Below are 16,338 nucleotides of genomic sequence, written 5' to 3'. Positions count from 1 at the left end.
GGGGGAGCGCACTTTTCAACTATGGTTAATAACTTGCGTCATCTCCATCTGTTAAATACGCACCACTAATGTCATATACACCATTTGGAAGTTGAATAAATCCTTCAACATCATTGGAAATACCAACTCTAAACTCATCATGAACCGTAAAGATCTTTGGTGCATCGTCAATAATCATTTGTTGCGCTTCTGCATACAGCTCTACTCTTCGATCGTCATCTTCTTCGTATCTAGCTTCGTCTAACAAATCATCTACTTCTGAATTGCTATAGAATGTACGGTTCCCTGAAGCCCCGTGCTCATCGGTATGGTACAACGAGTACATTCCGTAATCCGCGTCCCCTGTTACTGTCGTCCAACCGAGAACGACCATGTCGTGCTGACCATTTGCTGAATTATCGAGTAATGAACTCCACTCTTGTTGATCAAGAGAGATGTTAATATTAAATTCGCTCAACTGATCTTGAACAATCTCTGCCATTTGGATGCTTAATGGGTTCGATTCATCCACGAGTAGCGAAGCGTCGAATCCATCTTCATAACCGGCTGCATCTAACAATTCTTGTGCCTCTTCTGGGTCATACTCCAAAGGCGTCAACCCTTCACTATATCCAAATACGAGAGGGTTCAAAGGACCAATCGCTTCTGAACCATATCCTTCATAGATGCCTTGAACGATCGTTGATTTATCCACTGCCATCGCAATCGCTCGGCGAACATCAGGATCATCAAACGGCTCCACTTCATTGTTCATCCCGATATAATCAAGACGTAAACTCTCAACAGTTGACACATCAGCGTTCTCAAGACTTTCAATTTGTGACATATTAATCGGCTCAATGTCATCAATAACGTGTGCTTCTCCAGTCTCTAACTGGCCAATCCGTGTTGATTGTTCTGGCACAACGCTGTACGTTGCAGTATCAAGGTAGGTTGGCTCACCCCAATAATCTTCATTTCTAGTGAGTACGACTTCGTTTCCTTGATCCCAATTTTCTAACATAAATGGTCCCGTACCGACAGGCTCAAGGTCGAGGTTTCGCTCACCATTCGCTTCTTCCTCAATCGCTTGTGCACTGATCATTCCCCCGCCGTCATGGGCAAGGTTTGCTGCTAATGGCGCAAACGGGAATTCAGTTATAATTTGAACCGTATAGTCATCAACAATTTCAATCTCATCAATCATTTCATACATAAAATTCTTCGGTGAAGCCGTCTCTTCATCGAGTACACGCTCTAATGTCGCTTGAACAGACTCCGCATTAAACGGTGTGCCATCTGTAAACGTTACATCTTCACGTAAAGTAAACTCCCATGTGTATTCATCCAATTGTTCAAAGTCTTCAGCCAATTCAGGTTGAATTTCCATATTCTCATCATGATTGACGAGCTTTTCATAAATATTCGTTCGGATATGTGTAGAAGCCGTGTCATTCGAACCATGCGGATCAAGAGATACAGCATCACGGAATACAGCTATTTGCAAATTCCCACCTTGTTGTGCCTCTCCCGTTTCAGCAGTGTCATCCCCATTGTCATCGTCATCTGCTTCATCATCAGGATCATCTTCTGTTTCCTCAGTATCTGGGCCTTCTTCCACCGTGTCTTCATCAACAGGATCGCTTGAACATGCTGCCATCAAGCCTGCAAACGTTAAAACAGCAACACCACTAACAATTCCCCTTTTGAATTTTCTCACTTTTTATCCCCCTTATCGATCCTTGCAATAATATGATCAAGATCATTGTAGCTTTTTATCTCGTGATAGACAAGATGTTATTTTTTTCCTAGTTTAAATATACAGACAATGTATTCGAACTAGGAGCGATAAAGATCCGTTGAAGGAAAGAAATTCACAGGTTCTTGAGGTTGTAACTACATGAAGCCTCCGCTCCAAACACTCGTCTAAGAAACTCCACCACTTCTTTTAGTCTCAAAAGCCAACAAGCCGTCAGCACAAGTCATGCCATAGACCGTTCGGTTTATCTTCGGCTCCGAAGGTGTTGATGCTTGCTAGGATAAAGCAAAGTTGACGTTCGGTGTAGAAACGAATGTTCAGAGATGGACTAGCGTCTCTTAAGCTGTGGAGTTTCAAAGCGATCTAGATCGTCATTCACCTAGAAATCCCCAAAACTAAGGAGCTATCGCTGGTGCAGAAAGTCGTGAAAAATGATCTAGATAGTGTGAACTTTAGATTTTCCTGATTGGGTAGTGACCCCCAAAAGTTAAAATTTATATTATGAGGCTGATTGGCTGGTTAAAGTTCGGTATTGTACCGGACTATGACCAGCCTAGACTCTGTCTTACGGCAAGGTCACTGAAAAATAACGTCTCACTCTCTAAGTTACTCGTTAACGCGAACAAGCAGGTCCGACCTATGACCTATGTGGGGATTTCAACTATATGGAGCGTTGCGATAGTACATTATCCCATCATAGAACCGTCTATGTGGGGTTATCGCCTTTCTATGTGGGAATTCCGGCTAAAAATGGTTCCTCCTTGAAGAAAATCCCATCATAGACAGGGTCTACGTGGGATTTTCTATTTATAGCAAACGAAACGTTGTTATACATTTTTCAATGAATCTCTGACGACCTGCGAGGCCTCGTCTCGTTCCTTTTTCACCGCATTTCGTTCCAATCAACGGTACTGAAGAGGCGACATTGTTGTGCTAGAGGAACTTAATTGTGACACTGAACGGTGGTCATAGAAACGATTCATTGCTACGTCTACTGTGAACGATTAACATTGATCTTCAATGACGTTGAACTTTTGACGTTAACGGTTGGTTTACCATTGGCTTTTGAAGAAATTCTTTAGTTCAACTTATATAGATCGACCAGTATTTGGTAAAAACCGACGTTTTCCCACGATCTAGATCTCCTAAAAATCCCAAATATTTCTATTCGTGACCTCTAAGGTTAAACATGATGACTTGCGCTCGGCCAACGCTAGAGCGTAAATCTCACATTCATAAAAACTTATGCCCAAACCTGCGATCACCGGCTATTGAATTTTAGCGTTCGGTATATAATTCCCATTCTCCATCTTCAATGATGACATACACTTCGCCATGTTCAGCGGTTCCAAACAAATCAATGCCTTTTTCGTGTATACGTTCGACCACTTCATCATGAGGATGACCGTATTCGTTGTCTGCACCAGCAGAATAGATCGCAACTTCAGGATCTACTGCATCTAAGAACGGAGCCGTGTTTGACGTCGATGAACCGTGATGCCCTGCATGAAAAATGTCGGCTTGTAGACGTTCTGGCTGTTCGAGCATTTGTTCTTCGGCGTCCTCTTCCGCATCACCTGTAAACAGCATCTTCACTCCTTCAACCTCCACGCGCATCGCAATAGAACCATCATTAAGATTTCCCGTCAGTTGATCAGGCCCTACAACTTCAATTTGGAATTGTCCAATGTTCGTATCATCCCCTGCGCGTGGTTCTTCATAATCCGCATCACTCTCAAGAATAGCGTCAACGATTCTTTCATACGTTAAAGATGTATGTTCTTCCCCACTCATCCACACTTCTGACACGTCATATTGATCCAAAATGACATCGGCATTACCGATATGGTCTGCATGAGGGTGTGTTAAAACTAAAAGATCAATCGTTCCAACCTCATCCTCTTCTAAGTACGAAAGAATACGATCGTCATCGTGTCTACCTGTATCGATAAGAATTGTAGTTTCACCGTCACGGAGAAGTGTACTATCCCCTTGCCCTACGTCATAAAATACAATTTCCGCATGGTTCCAATCACTTTCTCCACCTGGATCTCGTTCTGCACCTCCGCTCTCTTCAAAATCACAGCCAACTAGGAGAAGGGTTAGGCATAACACAGGCACCCATTTGCCTAATCTGTTCATTTCATCGTTCCTTTCTGAGCTTTACAATTCCTTTAGAAGCTTTCGGAATTATACTACTGAAAATCCTATAAATACAAGTGTCTTTAGGAATGTTTGCGCTCTTATAAAACCGATGGCAAAATAGTAAAGAGTAAGAAAAACTGAGGAGGCACCTATGTCACAAATTGAACAGCAATTAAAAGCCAATCGTGAACGTCATTTGCAAGAATTGAAAAACTACCTTGCCATCCCGAGTGTGAGTGCATTATCTGAGCATAAAGAGGATACAAGAAAAGCCGCGGAATGGACTGCCGAGCAACTGAAAACAATCGGTCTGGAGCACGTTGAGATTATGGAAACAAACGGTCATCCTGTCGTTTATGGGGATTGGCTCCATGCGAGTGATAAACCGACGGTACTCATTTATGGGCATTATGATGTTCAACCTGTCGACCCCCTTGAACTGTGGGAAACGCCCCCTTTTGAGGCGAGTATCCGTGATAACAAAATTTATGCACGCGGGGCTACAGATGATAAAGGGCAAACGTTTATGCACATTAAAGCGTTGGAGACATTGATGAATGTCAACGGTGAATTGCCAATCAATGTAAAAGTAATGATTGAAGGGGAAGAAGAAGTGGGCAGTCCGAATTTGGACGCGTTCGTGGATACGTACAAAGAAAAGCTCCAGTCTGACGTTCTCGTTATCTCTGACACGACGATGATTGAGAAAGGGAAACCGACGGTATGCTATGGCTTGCGTGGGCTTGCTGGGTTGCGAGTGGACCTAAAGGGAGCAAAAGGGGACCTTCACTCCGGCCTTTACGGCGGCGGTGTACAAAACCCTCTTCACGCATTAACGAAACTGCTTGCATCCATGCATGACGAAAAAGGGAAAATTACTGTGGATGGCTTTTATGATGGGGTTATCGCACTTACTGATGAAGAACGTCGCGCCTATGATGCGTTGAACTTCGATGAACTAGCCTTACTAAAGAGCTCGACGTCCCTGAATTGTACGGTGAAGACGGGTACAGCTTCTTAGAGCGGACATGGGTACGACCCACGCTTGAAATGAATGGCATGCATGGTGGTTTTCAAGGAGAAGGCGTGAAAACTGTTCTGCCATCCGAAGCATCTGCCAAAATAAGTTGCCGTCTCGTTCCTGGACAAGACCCAGATGACATTTTGGAAAAGTTGTATGCGCATATTGAAGCACATACTCCAGCAGGTGTGACAGTAAAGACGACACCATTTGATAAAGGCAAGCCGTTTTTAACACCGTATGATCACCCGGCCATCCAAGCAGCAGGTGATGCGCTGGAGTCTGTCTACAATGAAAAAACGGCATACACACGCATGGGTGGATCCTTGCCGATTGCCGAAACCTTTAGTGAGATTCTAGATGTACCGATTGTCTTGATGGGCTTCGGGCTTCCATCTGAGAATTTCCATGCCCCCAATGAACATTTTCACCTTGAAAACTTCGACCAAGGACTGCGCGCCATTTGTAATTATTATACACGTGTCGCCGACCTAGACTTAGACTGAAGGAACTTTTGTTCCTTCAGTTTTTTTATGTTCCCTCAGCAACTCGATTCGGTTTACGTTTATGAATATATTTTCCGAGTAGAATTCCAATCTCGTAAAGAATGATAAACGGAACGACGACGAGAATATCGGTCAAAAAGTCTGGTGGGTGATGAGGACAGAAATACAGAACAGCACAAAGTAAGCGTATTTACGAATTTTCCCGAGGGAATAAGGATCGATGAGTCCAAACGATGTGAGCGCCATAATGATTAACGGAAGCTCAAACAAAAATCCAGCTGGAATGGTTGTCATGACTACGAAAGAAAAATATTCGGATGCGGTAATCATCATATCAAAGTGAAGCTCACCCAATTCGATTAAAAATGAAAAAGCAAGCGGATGGATGACGAAAAAACCAAATGCTAATCCAATGATAAAGCAAACAAAAATCGCCGGTATGTAGTTAAAAAGAATACTTGCTTCTTTTTGCTTAGCGCAGGTTTTACGAAATTCCAAGCTTCTAAAGCCAAGTACGGTGCAGAAAACCCTAGACCGAGCACACCTGCAAGTGTGAAGTAAAGTTTAATCGCATCAAGTGGCCCTAACATCACTAGATTTGCATCTCCAATGAGAACATCCATATAAAAACGCAGCAATATAAATAGACCAATAAATGCAATCGCGTACACAATTAAAGATCGGATAATGGCCCCTCTGAGCACGGTAATATGTTCTAAGGTAGGTTGTTTATCCATTTGTTCATTCGTCATCACGTCGGTATAGTCCCTCCTCTTTGCTAGTGTTCTTACTATCCCCAGCAATCCAAAAAACATACTTTAAAGGAATAGTTCACCAATGTTTGGCAAATGCTGAGAGAGAACTTACCTTTGAGGAGTGAAACGATGCCACCTGTAACGAGAAGTTTAGAACAAGAATTCGAAGTTGTTTTGCAACGACTCATTGCCAATGAACATAGCCTAGCTCTTTTGCGTTGGGACAGCTATATGTATGGATCTACGAAAGGTGCTCAAATGAGAGCAAACTTAATGGGTACATTAGCCGAAGATACGTACAGACATCTCACATCAGAGTCTGTAAAACAAGTCGTTGAACAATTAGATCCAAATGATTTACCTACTGGAATGTTGTCGAGTTTTACTTATATTCAAAAACAAGCACGTCGTTTAGAAAAGATTCCTTACGAGTGGTATACCAAATATGAAAAACACGCTGCCAAGGCGATGCAAATGTGGACAGAAGCACGAAAAGCAAACGACTTTTCCGTTTTCCGGCCGTTTTTTGACCGGCTGGTAGCATTGCAAATGGATTATGCCGATTACGCAGGCTTCGGAGATGATCGGTACGGTGCCATTTTAGATCTCCGAGAAGACGGTCTCACTTCTGAGCAAGTAGATGCGTGGTTCCAACAATTGCAAGAAGTCGTTTTACCACTACTCTCCCACGTGAAACAATCAAACAAACAACCGAAAACTGGCTTCCTATTCGAAGAGATCGAAATTGAAGAACAAATGGATGTTGCAAAATCTTTATTTGAACTTACAAACTTTGACTTTGAGAGTGGGCGCATCGATTCATCAATTCATCCTTTCTTCGTTCCATTATCACCAGAGGACGTACGCGTAGGCATTTCTGCTCCATCTGCAAAAGAGTTCAAGAAGATGATGAAAGAAACGCTTTATTCATGTGGACAAAGCTTGTTCGCGCAAACGAGCAATCACTTGTTACAAGCAGAAGTACCTGCCAGCATGCAACAAGCATACGGACTGCTGTTCTCCTCATTTATTAGCAAAAGCAAATCATTTTTTCTACAGTGCAAAGAGCACTTACCTGATGCCATTCACCGTTACTCTATTGATGAAATTCACGCTGGCATGAACGCTGTTGATTTCACTATCGTCAAAAATGATTCAAGCGAACTCATGGTGCCTCTGCATTTGCAAATTGGCTATGAACTAGAAAAAGCCATCATGAATGGGGAAATTGCCACACGTGACTTGCCTCACGTATGGGCAGATAAAGCAGGCGACTATTTGTCTCTTGCCACCCCACATGACCTCGGAGGTATTCTCCAAGAGTATCATTTCGCCACGGCTGACTTTGGTCCCAAGCCGTTGAACTAAAGAGCTATCTACAAGCAGCCACCCTCTATCAAACCGTACAAAAAGAAGGGGACACCGATTCGTTGTCCGCAAAAGTTGACCGACTGCGGCAACTCATCGCAACACCACAAAAAGAGACATCGACTAAAGATTTTAGCGATTGGCTCTCTCTGACGTATACGTCAATCTACTAACTGGTAACTCCCACCCCGAAAGGAGTGGGGTTACTCGTTTTAAAAAAAGTAAATATGCCTCTCTGGATGCTTGTAGTCCGGACTACAAGTGCAACATCGGTGGCCCAAATACAGCGACCGTGTTTTCTATGCAGTCCAGACTATAAGGGCAACAACGGTGGTCAAAAAACGCCCACCGTGTTTCTTGACACTCCAGAGCACAAGAGCATCACGGTTCACTTTTCTGACTACTGGCCACAGTGTATAGAAAGAAGTCGAAATGCCCCATAAATTCATTTAAGTGACACTTGAGAAAGAAAAATCATGATTTTAAACGTGAATGCGCACATAAACGGTGTCAACTGTCACAAATATTGCGATTTGTGACAGTTGCGTGCGGAAATTGCCCGGTTTGAGGCTGGATTGTCACATACTTGTGCCAGGTGGTGAGCCTCGGTCACGACTTTTTACCCTTCGGCAAACGTTTTTCGTGTTGCCCGCAACCCTTACAGTGGCGAACGTTGTCGAAGTGAAACGAGATGAACTTCAACAAGCAATGGGTAGGCGTTTGCCCGTATAGACCAATCGCGATCATAGAATTCAATTAAATTCTTTAGTTCAATTCATCTATATAGAATGGACTTAAAATTTCCCTGATTTGCGCTGTTGGTTGTTGGGTTGGGGGGGAAGCGCGTTGCTGGGTGCCATTTTGCGCTCTAGTTTACACTTTCTACGCTCAAGTTTGCCTAGTTTAACGATTTTGGTGCTCATTTCGCTAAACTTGCGCGCAGTTTGTTCGAACTGGAGCGCAGATTCAATGCCCATAAGCGAGCACCCTGTCGGTCCAAGCAGGCCGAAGCCAAATCGGACTCGGTTCGGCGCGGCTCGCGCCGACGTCTCGTGGGAACTTCGGGGCAGGGATGTACTCCTGACCTTGTGATCTGTTACCGAGTTTGCTCATTCTGTTCCCTAGTTTATGAGAATATATCGTTTTTCCTGCGATTTTCCCCAACTTGAGAACAGTTCGGTCGCAACTCGAGCATAGTTTTCACTTTACCAAGCTTACGATTGGTTGTTGAAGAAGTTCTTTAGTTCAATTTATATAAATCCCGGTCGAACGATGATTTTACCAGATACTGGACGATCTAGATCATTTAGAACACCGCAGTTTACCTGACAATGGCCGACCTATGAACGCTCGTTTCTACACTGAACTTAAAACCATTATTCTAGCAACCTTCGGCACCTCTGGTGTCGATGATAAGCCTAACGATCTCCGCCATGAATCATACGAACATGTTGTTGGTTGTGTGACCGAAAAGGGCGGTGGAATTTCTTACGACGAGCGCATGGAGTCGGGGGGATGATGTAGCTAAAACCACAGCAACCCATGTACTCAACGTATATAGACCTTTAAATTGCGGTATGTCGTGTTCATGCGCTAAAACCGAGTGCCCCAGACATATCCGAATAATTCTTTACACTACCCTCGCAACACAAGCTTTTAACGTAGTCTTCCTGCCACTCAGGCAAGACATGGTTGTTTTCAGCGAGCAGAGGCCCCTAACTACGTAAATAACCTTGCCAACTGGCAAGGTTATTTAGGATACTTCATAAGCAAATGACTAAGCTTCACGATCGGGTTTATCCAAGGTATCTTCTTTTGGAGTAGCAGCCGGAGTATCTTCGAAGATTTGAGTTGTGGACTTTTTGAATTCAGTAATGGTTTTACCAAAGGCCCCGCCAATCTCCGGCAGTTTTTTGGGTCCAAAAATTAAGAGAGCTAACAGAGAAATCAAGATAAGACTTGGGATTCCGACGTTAAATGGACTCATATGTTCACCTCCTGCTTTCTTAGTTGTTAGACTGCTCCAATTTCCCATTTTTTATCAAAAAAAATGTACAGCAAAGAAAAACTTTGCTGTACGGGTGACGCTATTCATGTAATGAACAGATGAGATCGATATACGTGGCTACTCCGGTGCTCAATACCCGTTCATCATAGTCAAATGACGGGTGGTGATGTCCTGCTGCCAGTGGAGTGCCAAAGATCATGTACGTAGCCTCTCCACCTGCATTTTGAACGTCTGTCATGAGTACTGCAGCATCCTCTGATGCACCAATAGGGAGGGTCGGTATAATTGTATTCACAAACGGATTCGCCTCGGTTGCTGCGGTCAGCCGATTGACCCAGACGTCATCGCACCTTGCGGTCATGCCATGACCCACTACTTCTATATTGGCCTCTACATCGCTCATTAACGCCGCGGCCTTTGCCACGCGCTGTACTTCGTCAAACATATACGAGTCCAACTCATCTGTCTGTCCTCGTGTTTCTCCTTGAAGGACCGCTCGGTCAGGAATGACATTTCGACCACTTCCAGACGTTAACGTACCGATATTAATGCGTGTTGTTCCTCGCTATGCCTTGGGATGGCAAGAGCATTTTGCACGAAGGCCGATGCCGCGATCATCGCATTCTTACCTGTCTCGGGATATGCTCCAGCGTGGGCAGCTTTGCCTGTGAACGCGAGATCAAATTTAGTCGTGGCTAGAAAACCCGTGGTCGTTGCCGCGACTTGGCCGATTTCTCGATCTTGAATGCCGATATGACCGGATAGAAAATAGTCTGCACCAGTGAGCCAACCTTTAGCTGCCATCGTTTTTGCCCCACGACTACCTTCTTCTGCAGGTTGGAACAACAACGTAAAGGTTCCGGTGAGCTCATCTTGATGATGAGAAATGTAATGCGCAACAGCTAGACCAATCGCTGTATGCCCGTCGTGCCCACACGCATGCATGTTACCCGCAATCGTTGATTGAAACGATTCTTTAAACGGTAGATGGTTGTCGTCTGTCGCCTCTTTAATTGGCAGTCCATCTATATCAAAGCGGAGTACAGTATGTGCCCCAGCTCGTCCTGTATCAAGGCGTGCAACAACACCTGTCGTTCCGTTTTTCATCTTGTCGAGCAATGCAGTTGGAACGCCATACTCTTTCGCACGCAGCATCGCTTCGTCCAACTCTTCTTGGTCGGGAACACCTAAACGCTCATCTGCAGCGATGGCATCCTCTCCTATGTGCAGTAAGAACCCTTTGCCTTCAAGTTTCTCTACAATTTTGGCGGTCGTAACAAACTCCGTCCAGCCTACTTCCGGAACTTGGTGGAATTCTCGTCTCCAGCTTACGAAGCGCTCTTCATTTTGCTCGACCCATTCATGACTTCTCATGTTGTCACCGTTCTTTCATGTTTTCTTTCATCGTAACATGAAAAAAATTACCGGTGTTGTTCATATACAATGGCTTGAGAGCTTCGTTGCAATTTCTCATATTCTTCGTCAGTAAGTGAAGGCAAATCCATCGCTCCGACATTCTCCAACACTTGCTCCACTGAACTTGCTCCCGCAGTAACCGTTGAAACAGCAGGGTGATGAAGCACATAACGAATGGCAAGTTGAGCGGGTGTACCCAAGTGTCTCATTGACGACAGCGCATCCGCCGCAAACTGCACTTCACCTTTCGTATAATCTAAGAAACCTTCTTCAGGCGTCTTCACTCCCGACTTTTCTGTTAACATGCCTTTTGCGATCGGACCTCTTACGATGACACCGATGTCATTTTGATGGAGAAAATCTAACATCGATTCTTCAGGTCTTCTGTCCAACAAATTGTATTGCATCATACACTCGTCATCCCTGAATCCGCATATTCCTTTATGACATTCGGTCGAATTGAAGAAATGCCAAACGCACGAATTAACCCTTCTTGCTTCAATTCTTGGAACGCCTCAATCGTCTCGTCAATCGGATCATCAATTGTTCCACCGTGCAATTGATACACATCAAGATAATCGGTACCTAAACGTCGCAAGCTGTTTTTACACGCCTCTTTAATATACGCTTTAGAAGGATCCCAAAACCAATCATCCTGCCTTCTTGCCAATGATTCCCCCCCTTAGACGCCAGCACAAGTTGTTCTCTTCTGCCTTTGATGATTTCACCGACGACCTCCTCGTTTTTTCCGAATTGATACAGATCTGCGGTGTCCACATAATTCATGCCTTTTTCTATACCTGCTTCAAGGACGAGCCTTGCTTCTTCTATATTTTCAGAAAGACTCATCGTTCCAAAGCCAATTTCACTAACATGAATGTCTGACTTCCCTAGTCTACGCATTTGCATTTGTTTTCCTCCTTCAACGTTCTTAGTCCACGTTTACCCGTTTTCGCTTCGGTTCATACGTACATTTGCGCTTGTTGTTTTGACAGTTTTTTGTCAAAATAGACAATAGTCGTGATTTAAAAGAATGGGGGACCCATAATGAAGACTTACGAACAGTTGCAGCAGACCATTCAGAAAAAAGTGATCGGTCAAGATGGGGTAATTGAGTTGATGACAATCGCCTTATTAAATCATGGGCATGTGTTGCTTGAGAGTGTGCCCGGTACAGGAAAAACGTTATTAGCAAAAACGTTTGCTTCTGCGCTACATATGTCTTTTAGTCGCATTCAGTTTACACCAGACATTTTGCCGAGCGACGTTACCGGCTTACGTTTTTTCCATCCGAAGCATCAAGAGTTTCAATTAGAAAAAGGGCCTGTATTTACGAATGTACTCCTTGCTGATGAAATCAACCGCGCCACACCGAAAACACAATCATCATTATTAGAAGTCATGGAAGAGAGACAAGTGACAATTGACGGGGAAACACATCTGATCGACGGGCCTTTTATCGTTATTGCCACGCAAAACCCAGTCGAATCTCAACAAGGAACGTATGCACTTCCTGCTGCTCAATTGGACAGATTTTTCTTAAAAATCCCAATGAGATACCCGAATGTCGAACAAGAGCGATCAATTTTACATACACATGCCTCCCCTTCTAAAGAAGAGATAGAAGCCGTATTAACAAAAGAAGAGATTTTCTCTCTCCAAGAACAAGTCGCTCGTATTACCGTCGACCAAGATGTCGAAACGTACCTTTTGACACTCGCCCAAGAGACGCGAAATCACCCGCTTATCGAAGTGGGGATCAGTCCTCGGGGAACGCTCGCTTGGCTTCGAGCAGCAAAAGGCATGGCTTTTCTACGCGAGCGAAGTTATGTTCATCCAAATGATCTACAAGACACCGCTCCTTATGTCATCGCTCACCGACTTCTTTTATCCACAGAAGTACATGACAAAAGGGGCCGATCAAATTCTCAAAGATATACTTCATGAAGTTCCTGTCCCTGTTGAGGCGAATGAAGCATGAACCGGACCGTTGAGAGCTCGCGTGTCACAGGCATCGCTACGCTAGCCTTTTCACTATCTTTAGTCTTCGCTTTAATTCAAGGCGAAGCCTTATGGTTATTGCTTTCCGTTTTTGGTGTGTTATGGGTAGGTGTCTCAAACGTAATACTCAAACGCCTTGGTACGCAAATTTCACTCACCGAGACTGGAAAGAAAAGGCGGTATCATATCGACAATGAAGGTGCCTTTGAATTTACGATTCGCAATGACGGTCTGCCCATTTACCAAGCAACACTCATCATTCAATTTGATAACAATGTCAATCCGATTGATGTTGAGAAGACAACGAGTTCTGGCGAAGGCATTCATGAGGTTCGGACTCGGATCACGTTAGGATACCGCTCTGAAAAAACAATCCATATTCCTTTTGTTGCTTTTGAACGGGGAATCGGTCGCATTCGTTCAATTCGCATTGACATTCCGAATTGGGCAGGATTTGGGCATGTGGAACTTCGCTATTACCATACGCTCAAGCAAGAAGCACTTGTTTTTCCAAAGCTTCTCCCTGTTGCTGAAACGGAAAAGCCGCTCACTCAATTTGAAGGAGACTTCCCTAAACCTTTTGCACTGTTTCAAGATCGCATGTTGCCCGTTAGCGTTCGTGATTATCAATTTGGGGATGATTTCAAAGATATTCATTGGAAAGCGAGTGCAAAGATGCAAAAGCTTCAAACGAAACAATATGAAACGATTACCGATCAAAGTGTACTTCTCACCGTTAATATCACTTCCGACTATGGACTTTCTAAAGATTTAGATGCCCTCGTAGAGCATAGCGCATTTATTGCTAACGAAGTTTAGGAGACGACATGGCCTTTGGCCTTGCATGAATCGCATGACATTTGGCAGTTTTCGGTTCATGCACACGCAGGCAGGAACGGGTAATGAACAGCTGCTCTATTTACTCGAACAGTTAGCTTCTGTGACGAAGGGACGTACACTCACAACGTCCTATACGAAACTGCTCTCACATCTCATCTATCAGCGGGAACATCCCGTTCATTGGATTCATGCTGGAGAGCGCACCCAAGAGGTTGACGAGATGCTTCACCACTTGCATAGAAACGGTCAACCGCTGAGCATTTTGCACCTGCACAAAGAAACCGCCTATTTATCCCCGTATACGCCACTCGAACAAAGGGGGAGAGATCATGGCTCGTAAGATTATGTTCGGTTTCTACACTGGAATTGAAGTGAACCTATTACTCGGATTATTCTATGTGATCTATGCACTCATTTCACCGAGCTTTCCATTGCTCCAACTCGTTTTGTTCGTGTTCACTTGCTCATTCATTCTCGTATGGGCTGTAGAAACGCCCAAAAAAAGCAAAGACTTTTCATTATTGGGGCTTTACTCCTTCTATTTGTCGTTGGGTGGGGTCTGTATCAAATCATACTCATTCCAGTACTTCTTATACAATTGCTCGTGATGTATCGAATTATTTCTCATCAACCATTCTCGGTATCTGAACGACTCGTGGGGAGATTCCTTGTTTTAATAGGGATGAACGTGATGGTCGCCGCTTTTCTCCAAAGCTTCGGAGCAACACTTCCAGTAACGGAGTTGTTTTTTTACTTAGCGAGTATGACATTAGCTGCAATCACGTATTTAACGTTATCTTTTATGAGTGCAAATAACGGCAAAAGTAACCAAACACTCATTGTATGGCAAGGTGGACTCATCGGATCTCTATTGCTTATTTTAACGGTCATCTATTTCAACTTATCCGTTATCGAACGAATGGTAGCGATGATTATTGAAGGGATACTCACATTACTAACGTTCATCGTCACACCTATTTTCCAACTATTTGGAATGCTGTTTGCGTTAATCGCGCCAGAAGATGTGGAACCTCCCCTTGAAGCAGAAATCGAGATGGGCGCAGGTTCGCTTGAAGAACAGGAAACGTACGTTCCAACTGAACTGTTTGACATCACTTGGATCTTTGCGACACTCACGTTTCTCGTTTGTATCGTGTTGGCTGTCATTTTCATACGAAAAGTGATCCGCGGAAATGAAGATTACGCACAAAACAACCACCTCGTCCAAAATGCTTCATCTGGACTGCAAAAAACATTAACAAATCGATTTAAAAACCTTTATTCCGCTCCAGACAAACAACAACTCATTCGAAAAGAAGTCGAGAAATTGGAACAGTACGCCAAGAAAAAAGAGGTACCAAGAGACCCTAGGCAGACCATTCATCAATGGCTGCTCATTGTGACGAAAAATCTCACTGACTTTGACTTAACAGCGTACGTTGATGTGTACGAAGGCGCCCGCTATGGTCACCGAACGATTGATGATCAAGATACTAACTGGTTTAAAAAAGAAACGAAACGAATTAAGAAACATTTGAAAAACTAGAAAACCTGGGCAGAGGACCGGGTTTTCTAGTTAAGTTGAACGAAAGAAATTCACTGAAACGATGACCGAGATCGGTCTTTGAGGGTGAATGGTTACCGTATATTGTCTGTTGGAATTCATCTGTTTGTCGATCGTTGTTCGTCACTGTAAAGGTTGCGGGCAATACGCAAAACGTTTGCCGAAAGGTAAAAAGTCGTGACCGGTGCTCACCACCTGGCACAAGCGTGTGATGGCCGGTCACGTATGTGACAATCCAGCCCTCAAACCGGGCAAATTCGGCGCGCAACGGTCACTTATCTCAGGATTTGTGACTGTTTGTGTCCCGGCCCCTGCACTCTCATATATACTTCTCTTCGATTGCATGGGGCGGAGGGCGGCTGAGATCGACGGAAACAGTATGGTGCGAGGAATTGTGTCCGGAGAGCGCCTTAGTCGTGCACTTCGATGTCGAAAACGTGCACTTGCATCTGTACCAGATGGTTTGTGCATGCTACGTAGGGCAAGGATCCATCCCGGATCGAGCATGGCTTTGCATTCGCAAGATGAGAAGCTGGAAGTACTATCTTGCTGTCGGCACCGGTGGTGCCGAAGAAAAAGCGAGCGAGTCGAGGCGACTGGGGTTGGCTTCGGCGCCGGAGGCGCCGACATGTTGCTAGTCTTTCGGATTTTCTTAGCGTCTGTTGCGTCTATACGGAGCTGCTCAGGGTTAGAAGGACAGAGACTTGGGCGGTGCGAGGAATTGTGTCCGGAGAGCGCTCCTAGACGGACAGAAGAGCTCATTTATGTGACCATCCGTACTGGAAATAATGCTCGTAGCGACTCCGATTGTCACTGAAACGACTTTTTGTGACCAGTCGGAACCTTTTTGTGACATTTGCCAGCACCAAACACCGGTTTTGCTACCTGAACTGTCACTTATCTGAGGATTTGTGACAATTGACACTGTTTATGTGCGCATTCACGTTTAAAATCTTCATTTTTCTTTCTCAAATGT

General features: G+C 44.3%; 11 protein-coding genes and 3 pseudogenes. 7 read left to right on the top strand and 7 right to left on the bottom strand.

Translation table 11 applies throughout. The features are described from left to right. Positions 1-25: 25 nt before the first annotated feature. Together JCM19037_RS04575 and JCM19037_RS04570 are read right to left on the bottom strand one after the other, a co-directional pair. Positions 26-1,699 carry a glutathione ABC transporter substrate-binding protein gene (locus tag JCM19037_RS04575; RefSeq protein WP_042398327.1) on the bottom strand — a complete coding sequence of 558 codons (1,674 nt, stop codon included), beginning with the start codon at positions 1,697-1,699 and terminating at the stop codon, positions 26-28. Positions 1,700-3,016: 1,317 nt separating this feature from the next. Next, positions 3,017-3,880 (bottom strand): ComEC/Rec2 family competence protein, encoded by an 864-nt coding sequence (locus JCM19037_RS04570; RefSeq protein WP_042398324.1) that lies wholly within the window; start codon positions 3,878-3,880, stop codon positions 3,017-3,019. Between the two features lie 154 nt (positions 3,881-4,034). Here JCM19037_RS04570 and JCM19037_RS04565 point away from each other — a divergent pair. Then, positions 4,035-5,410 (top strand): annotated as a pseudogene (locus JCM19037_RS04565) (dipeptidase). A gap of 132 nt (positions 5,411-5,542) precedes the next feature. On the opposite strand, the pseudogene JCM19037_RS26715 reads toward JCM19037_RS04565, so the two are convergent. Next, a pseudogene (locus JCM19037_RS26715) lies at positions 5,543-6,147 on the bottom strand (twin-arginine translocase subunit TatC). Positions 6,148-6,294: 147 nt separating this feature from the next. Between JCM19037_RS26715 and JCM19037_RS04555 the strand changes: the two are divergent. After that, complete coding sequence (locus JCM19037_RS04555; protein ID WP_042398321.1) at positions 6,295-7,533, top strand: hypothetical protein; 1,239 nt, start codon at positions 6,295-6,297, stop codon at positions 7,531-7,533. 1,777 nt (positions 7,534-9,310) lie between these two features. Here the strand turns inward: JCM19037_RS04555 and tatA are convergent. The 4 genes and pseudogenes from tatA to JCM19037_RS04535 form a co-directional block, all read right to left on the bottom strand. Continuing rightward, the gene (gene tatA, locus JCM19037_RS04545) at positions 9,311-9,520 is read right to left on the bottom strand and encodes a twin-arginine translocase TatA/TatE family subunit (RefSeq protein ID WP_042398315.1); all 210 of its coding nucleotides are present in this window, start codon (positions 9,518-9,520) and stop codon (positions 9,311-9,313) included. A 100-nt stretch (positions 9,521-9,620) separates the two neighbouring features. After that, positions 9,621-9,986 (bottom strand): M20/M25/M40 family metallo-hydrolase, encoded by a 366-nt coding sequence (locus JCM19037_RS26710; protein ID WP_238544543.1) that lies wholly within the window; start codon positions 9,984-9,986, stop codon positions 9,621-9,623. Positions 9,987-10,072: 86 nt separating this feature from the next. Further along, positions 10,073-10,915, bottom strand: coding sequence for an amidohydrolase (locus JCM19037_RS04540; RefSeq protein WP_238544542.1), 843 nt, complete (start codon positions 10,913-10,915; stop codon positions 10,073-10,075). A 47-nt stretch (positions 10,916-10,962) separates the two neighbouring features. Beyond that, a pseudogene (locus JCM19037_RS04535) lies at positions 10,963-11,866 on the bottom strand (aldo/keto reductase). A gap of 138 nt (positions 11,867-12,004) precedes the next feature. Between JCM19037_RS04535 and JCM19037_RS04530 the strand changes: the two are divergent. From JCM19037_RS04530 to JCM19037_RS04515, 5 genes are all read left to right on the top strand, one after another. Beyond that, complete coding sequence (locus JCM19037_RS04530) at positions 12,005-12,904, top strand: MoxR family ATPase (protein WP_307189726.1); 900 nt, start codon at positions 12,005-12,007, stop codon at positions 12,902-12,904. Positions 12,905-12,934: 30 nt separating this feature from the next. Continuing rightward, the gene (locus JCM19037_RS04525) at positions 12,935-13,777 is read left to right on the top strand and encodes a DUF58 domain-containing protein (protein WP_042398312.1); all 843 of its coding nucleotides are present in this window, start codon (positions 12,935-12,937) and stop codon (positions 13,775-13,777) included. A 58-nt stretch (positions 13,778-13,835) separates the two neighbouring features. Next, positions 13,836-14,138, top strand: a complete 303-nt coding sequence (locus tag JCM19037_RS04520) for a hypothetical protein (RefSeq protein ID WP_152548941.1) — start codon at positions 13,836-13,838, stop codon at positions 14,136-14,138. Further along, positions 14,128-14,406, top strand: a complete 279-nt coding sequence (locus JCM19037_RS24905) for a hypothetical protein (protein ID WP_152548940.1) — start codon at positions 14,128-14,130, stop codon at positions 14,404-14,406. Before JCM19037_RS04520 ends, JCM19037_RS24905 begins: the two co-directional genes overlap by 11 nt. Positions 14,407-14,489: 83 nt before the next feature. Then, the gene (locus JCM19037_RS04515; RefSeq protein ID WP_152548939.1) at positions 14,490-15,344 is read left to right on the top strand and encodes a hypothetical protein; all 855 of its coding nucleotides are present in this window, start codon (positions 14,490-14,492) and stop codon (positions 15,342-15,344) included. Positions 15,345-16,338: the final 994 nt, after the last annotated feature.

The organism is Geomicrobium sp. JCM 19037 (assembly GCF_000698105.1).
Lineage (GTDB): Bacteria > Bacillota > Bacilli > Bacillales > Marinococcaceae > Geomicrobium_A.
Note: the sequence above shows the minus strand (reverse complement) of the source record. Positions and strands in the feature narration are given on the sequence as shown.

Coding starts and splice junctions, on each gene's coding strand:
- JCM19037_RS04570 (WP_042398324.1), bottom strand. CDS start 3,880: ATGAACAGATTAGGCAAATGGGTGCCTGTGTTATGCCTAACCCTTCTC.
- JCM19037_RS04555 (WP_042398321.1), top strand. CDS start 6,295: ATGCCACCTGTAACGAGAAGTTTAGAACAAGAATTCGAAGTTGTTTTG.
- tatA (WP_042398315.1), bottom strand. CDS start 9,520: ATGAGTCCATTTAACGTCGGAATCCCAAGTCTTATCTTGATTTCTCTG.
- JCM19037_RS26710 (WP_238544543.1), bottom strand. CDS start 9,986: ATGTTTGACGAAGTACAGCGCGTGGCAAAGGCCGCGGCGTTAATGAGC.
- JCM19037_RS04540 (WP_238544542.1), bottom strand. CDS start 10,915: ATGAGAAGTCATGAATGGGTCGAGCAAAATGAAGAGCGCTTCGTAAGC.
- JCM19037_RS04530 (WP_307189726.1), top strand. CDS start 12,005: ATGAAGACTTACGAACAGTTGCAGCAGACCATTCAGAAAAAAGTGATC.
- JCM19037_RS04525 (WP_042398312.1), top strand. CDS start 12,935: ATGAACCGGACCGTTGAGAGCTCGCGTGTCACAGGCATCGCTACGCTA.
- JCM19037_RS04520 (WP_152548941.1), top strand. CDS start 13,836: ATGCACACGCAGGCAGGAACGGGTAATGAACAGCTGCTCTATTTACTC.
- JCM19037_RS24905 (WP_152548940.1), top strand. CDS start 14,128: ATGGCTCGTAAGATTATGTTCGGTTTCTACACTGGAATTGAAGTGAAC.
- JCM19037_RS04515 (WP_152548939.1), top strand. CDS start 14,490: ATGGTCGCCGCTTTTCTCCAAAGCTTCGGAGCAACACTTCCAGTAACG.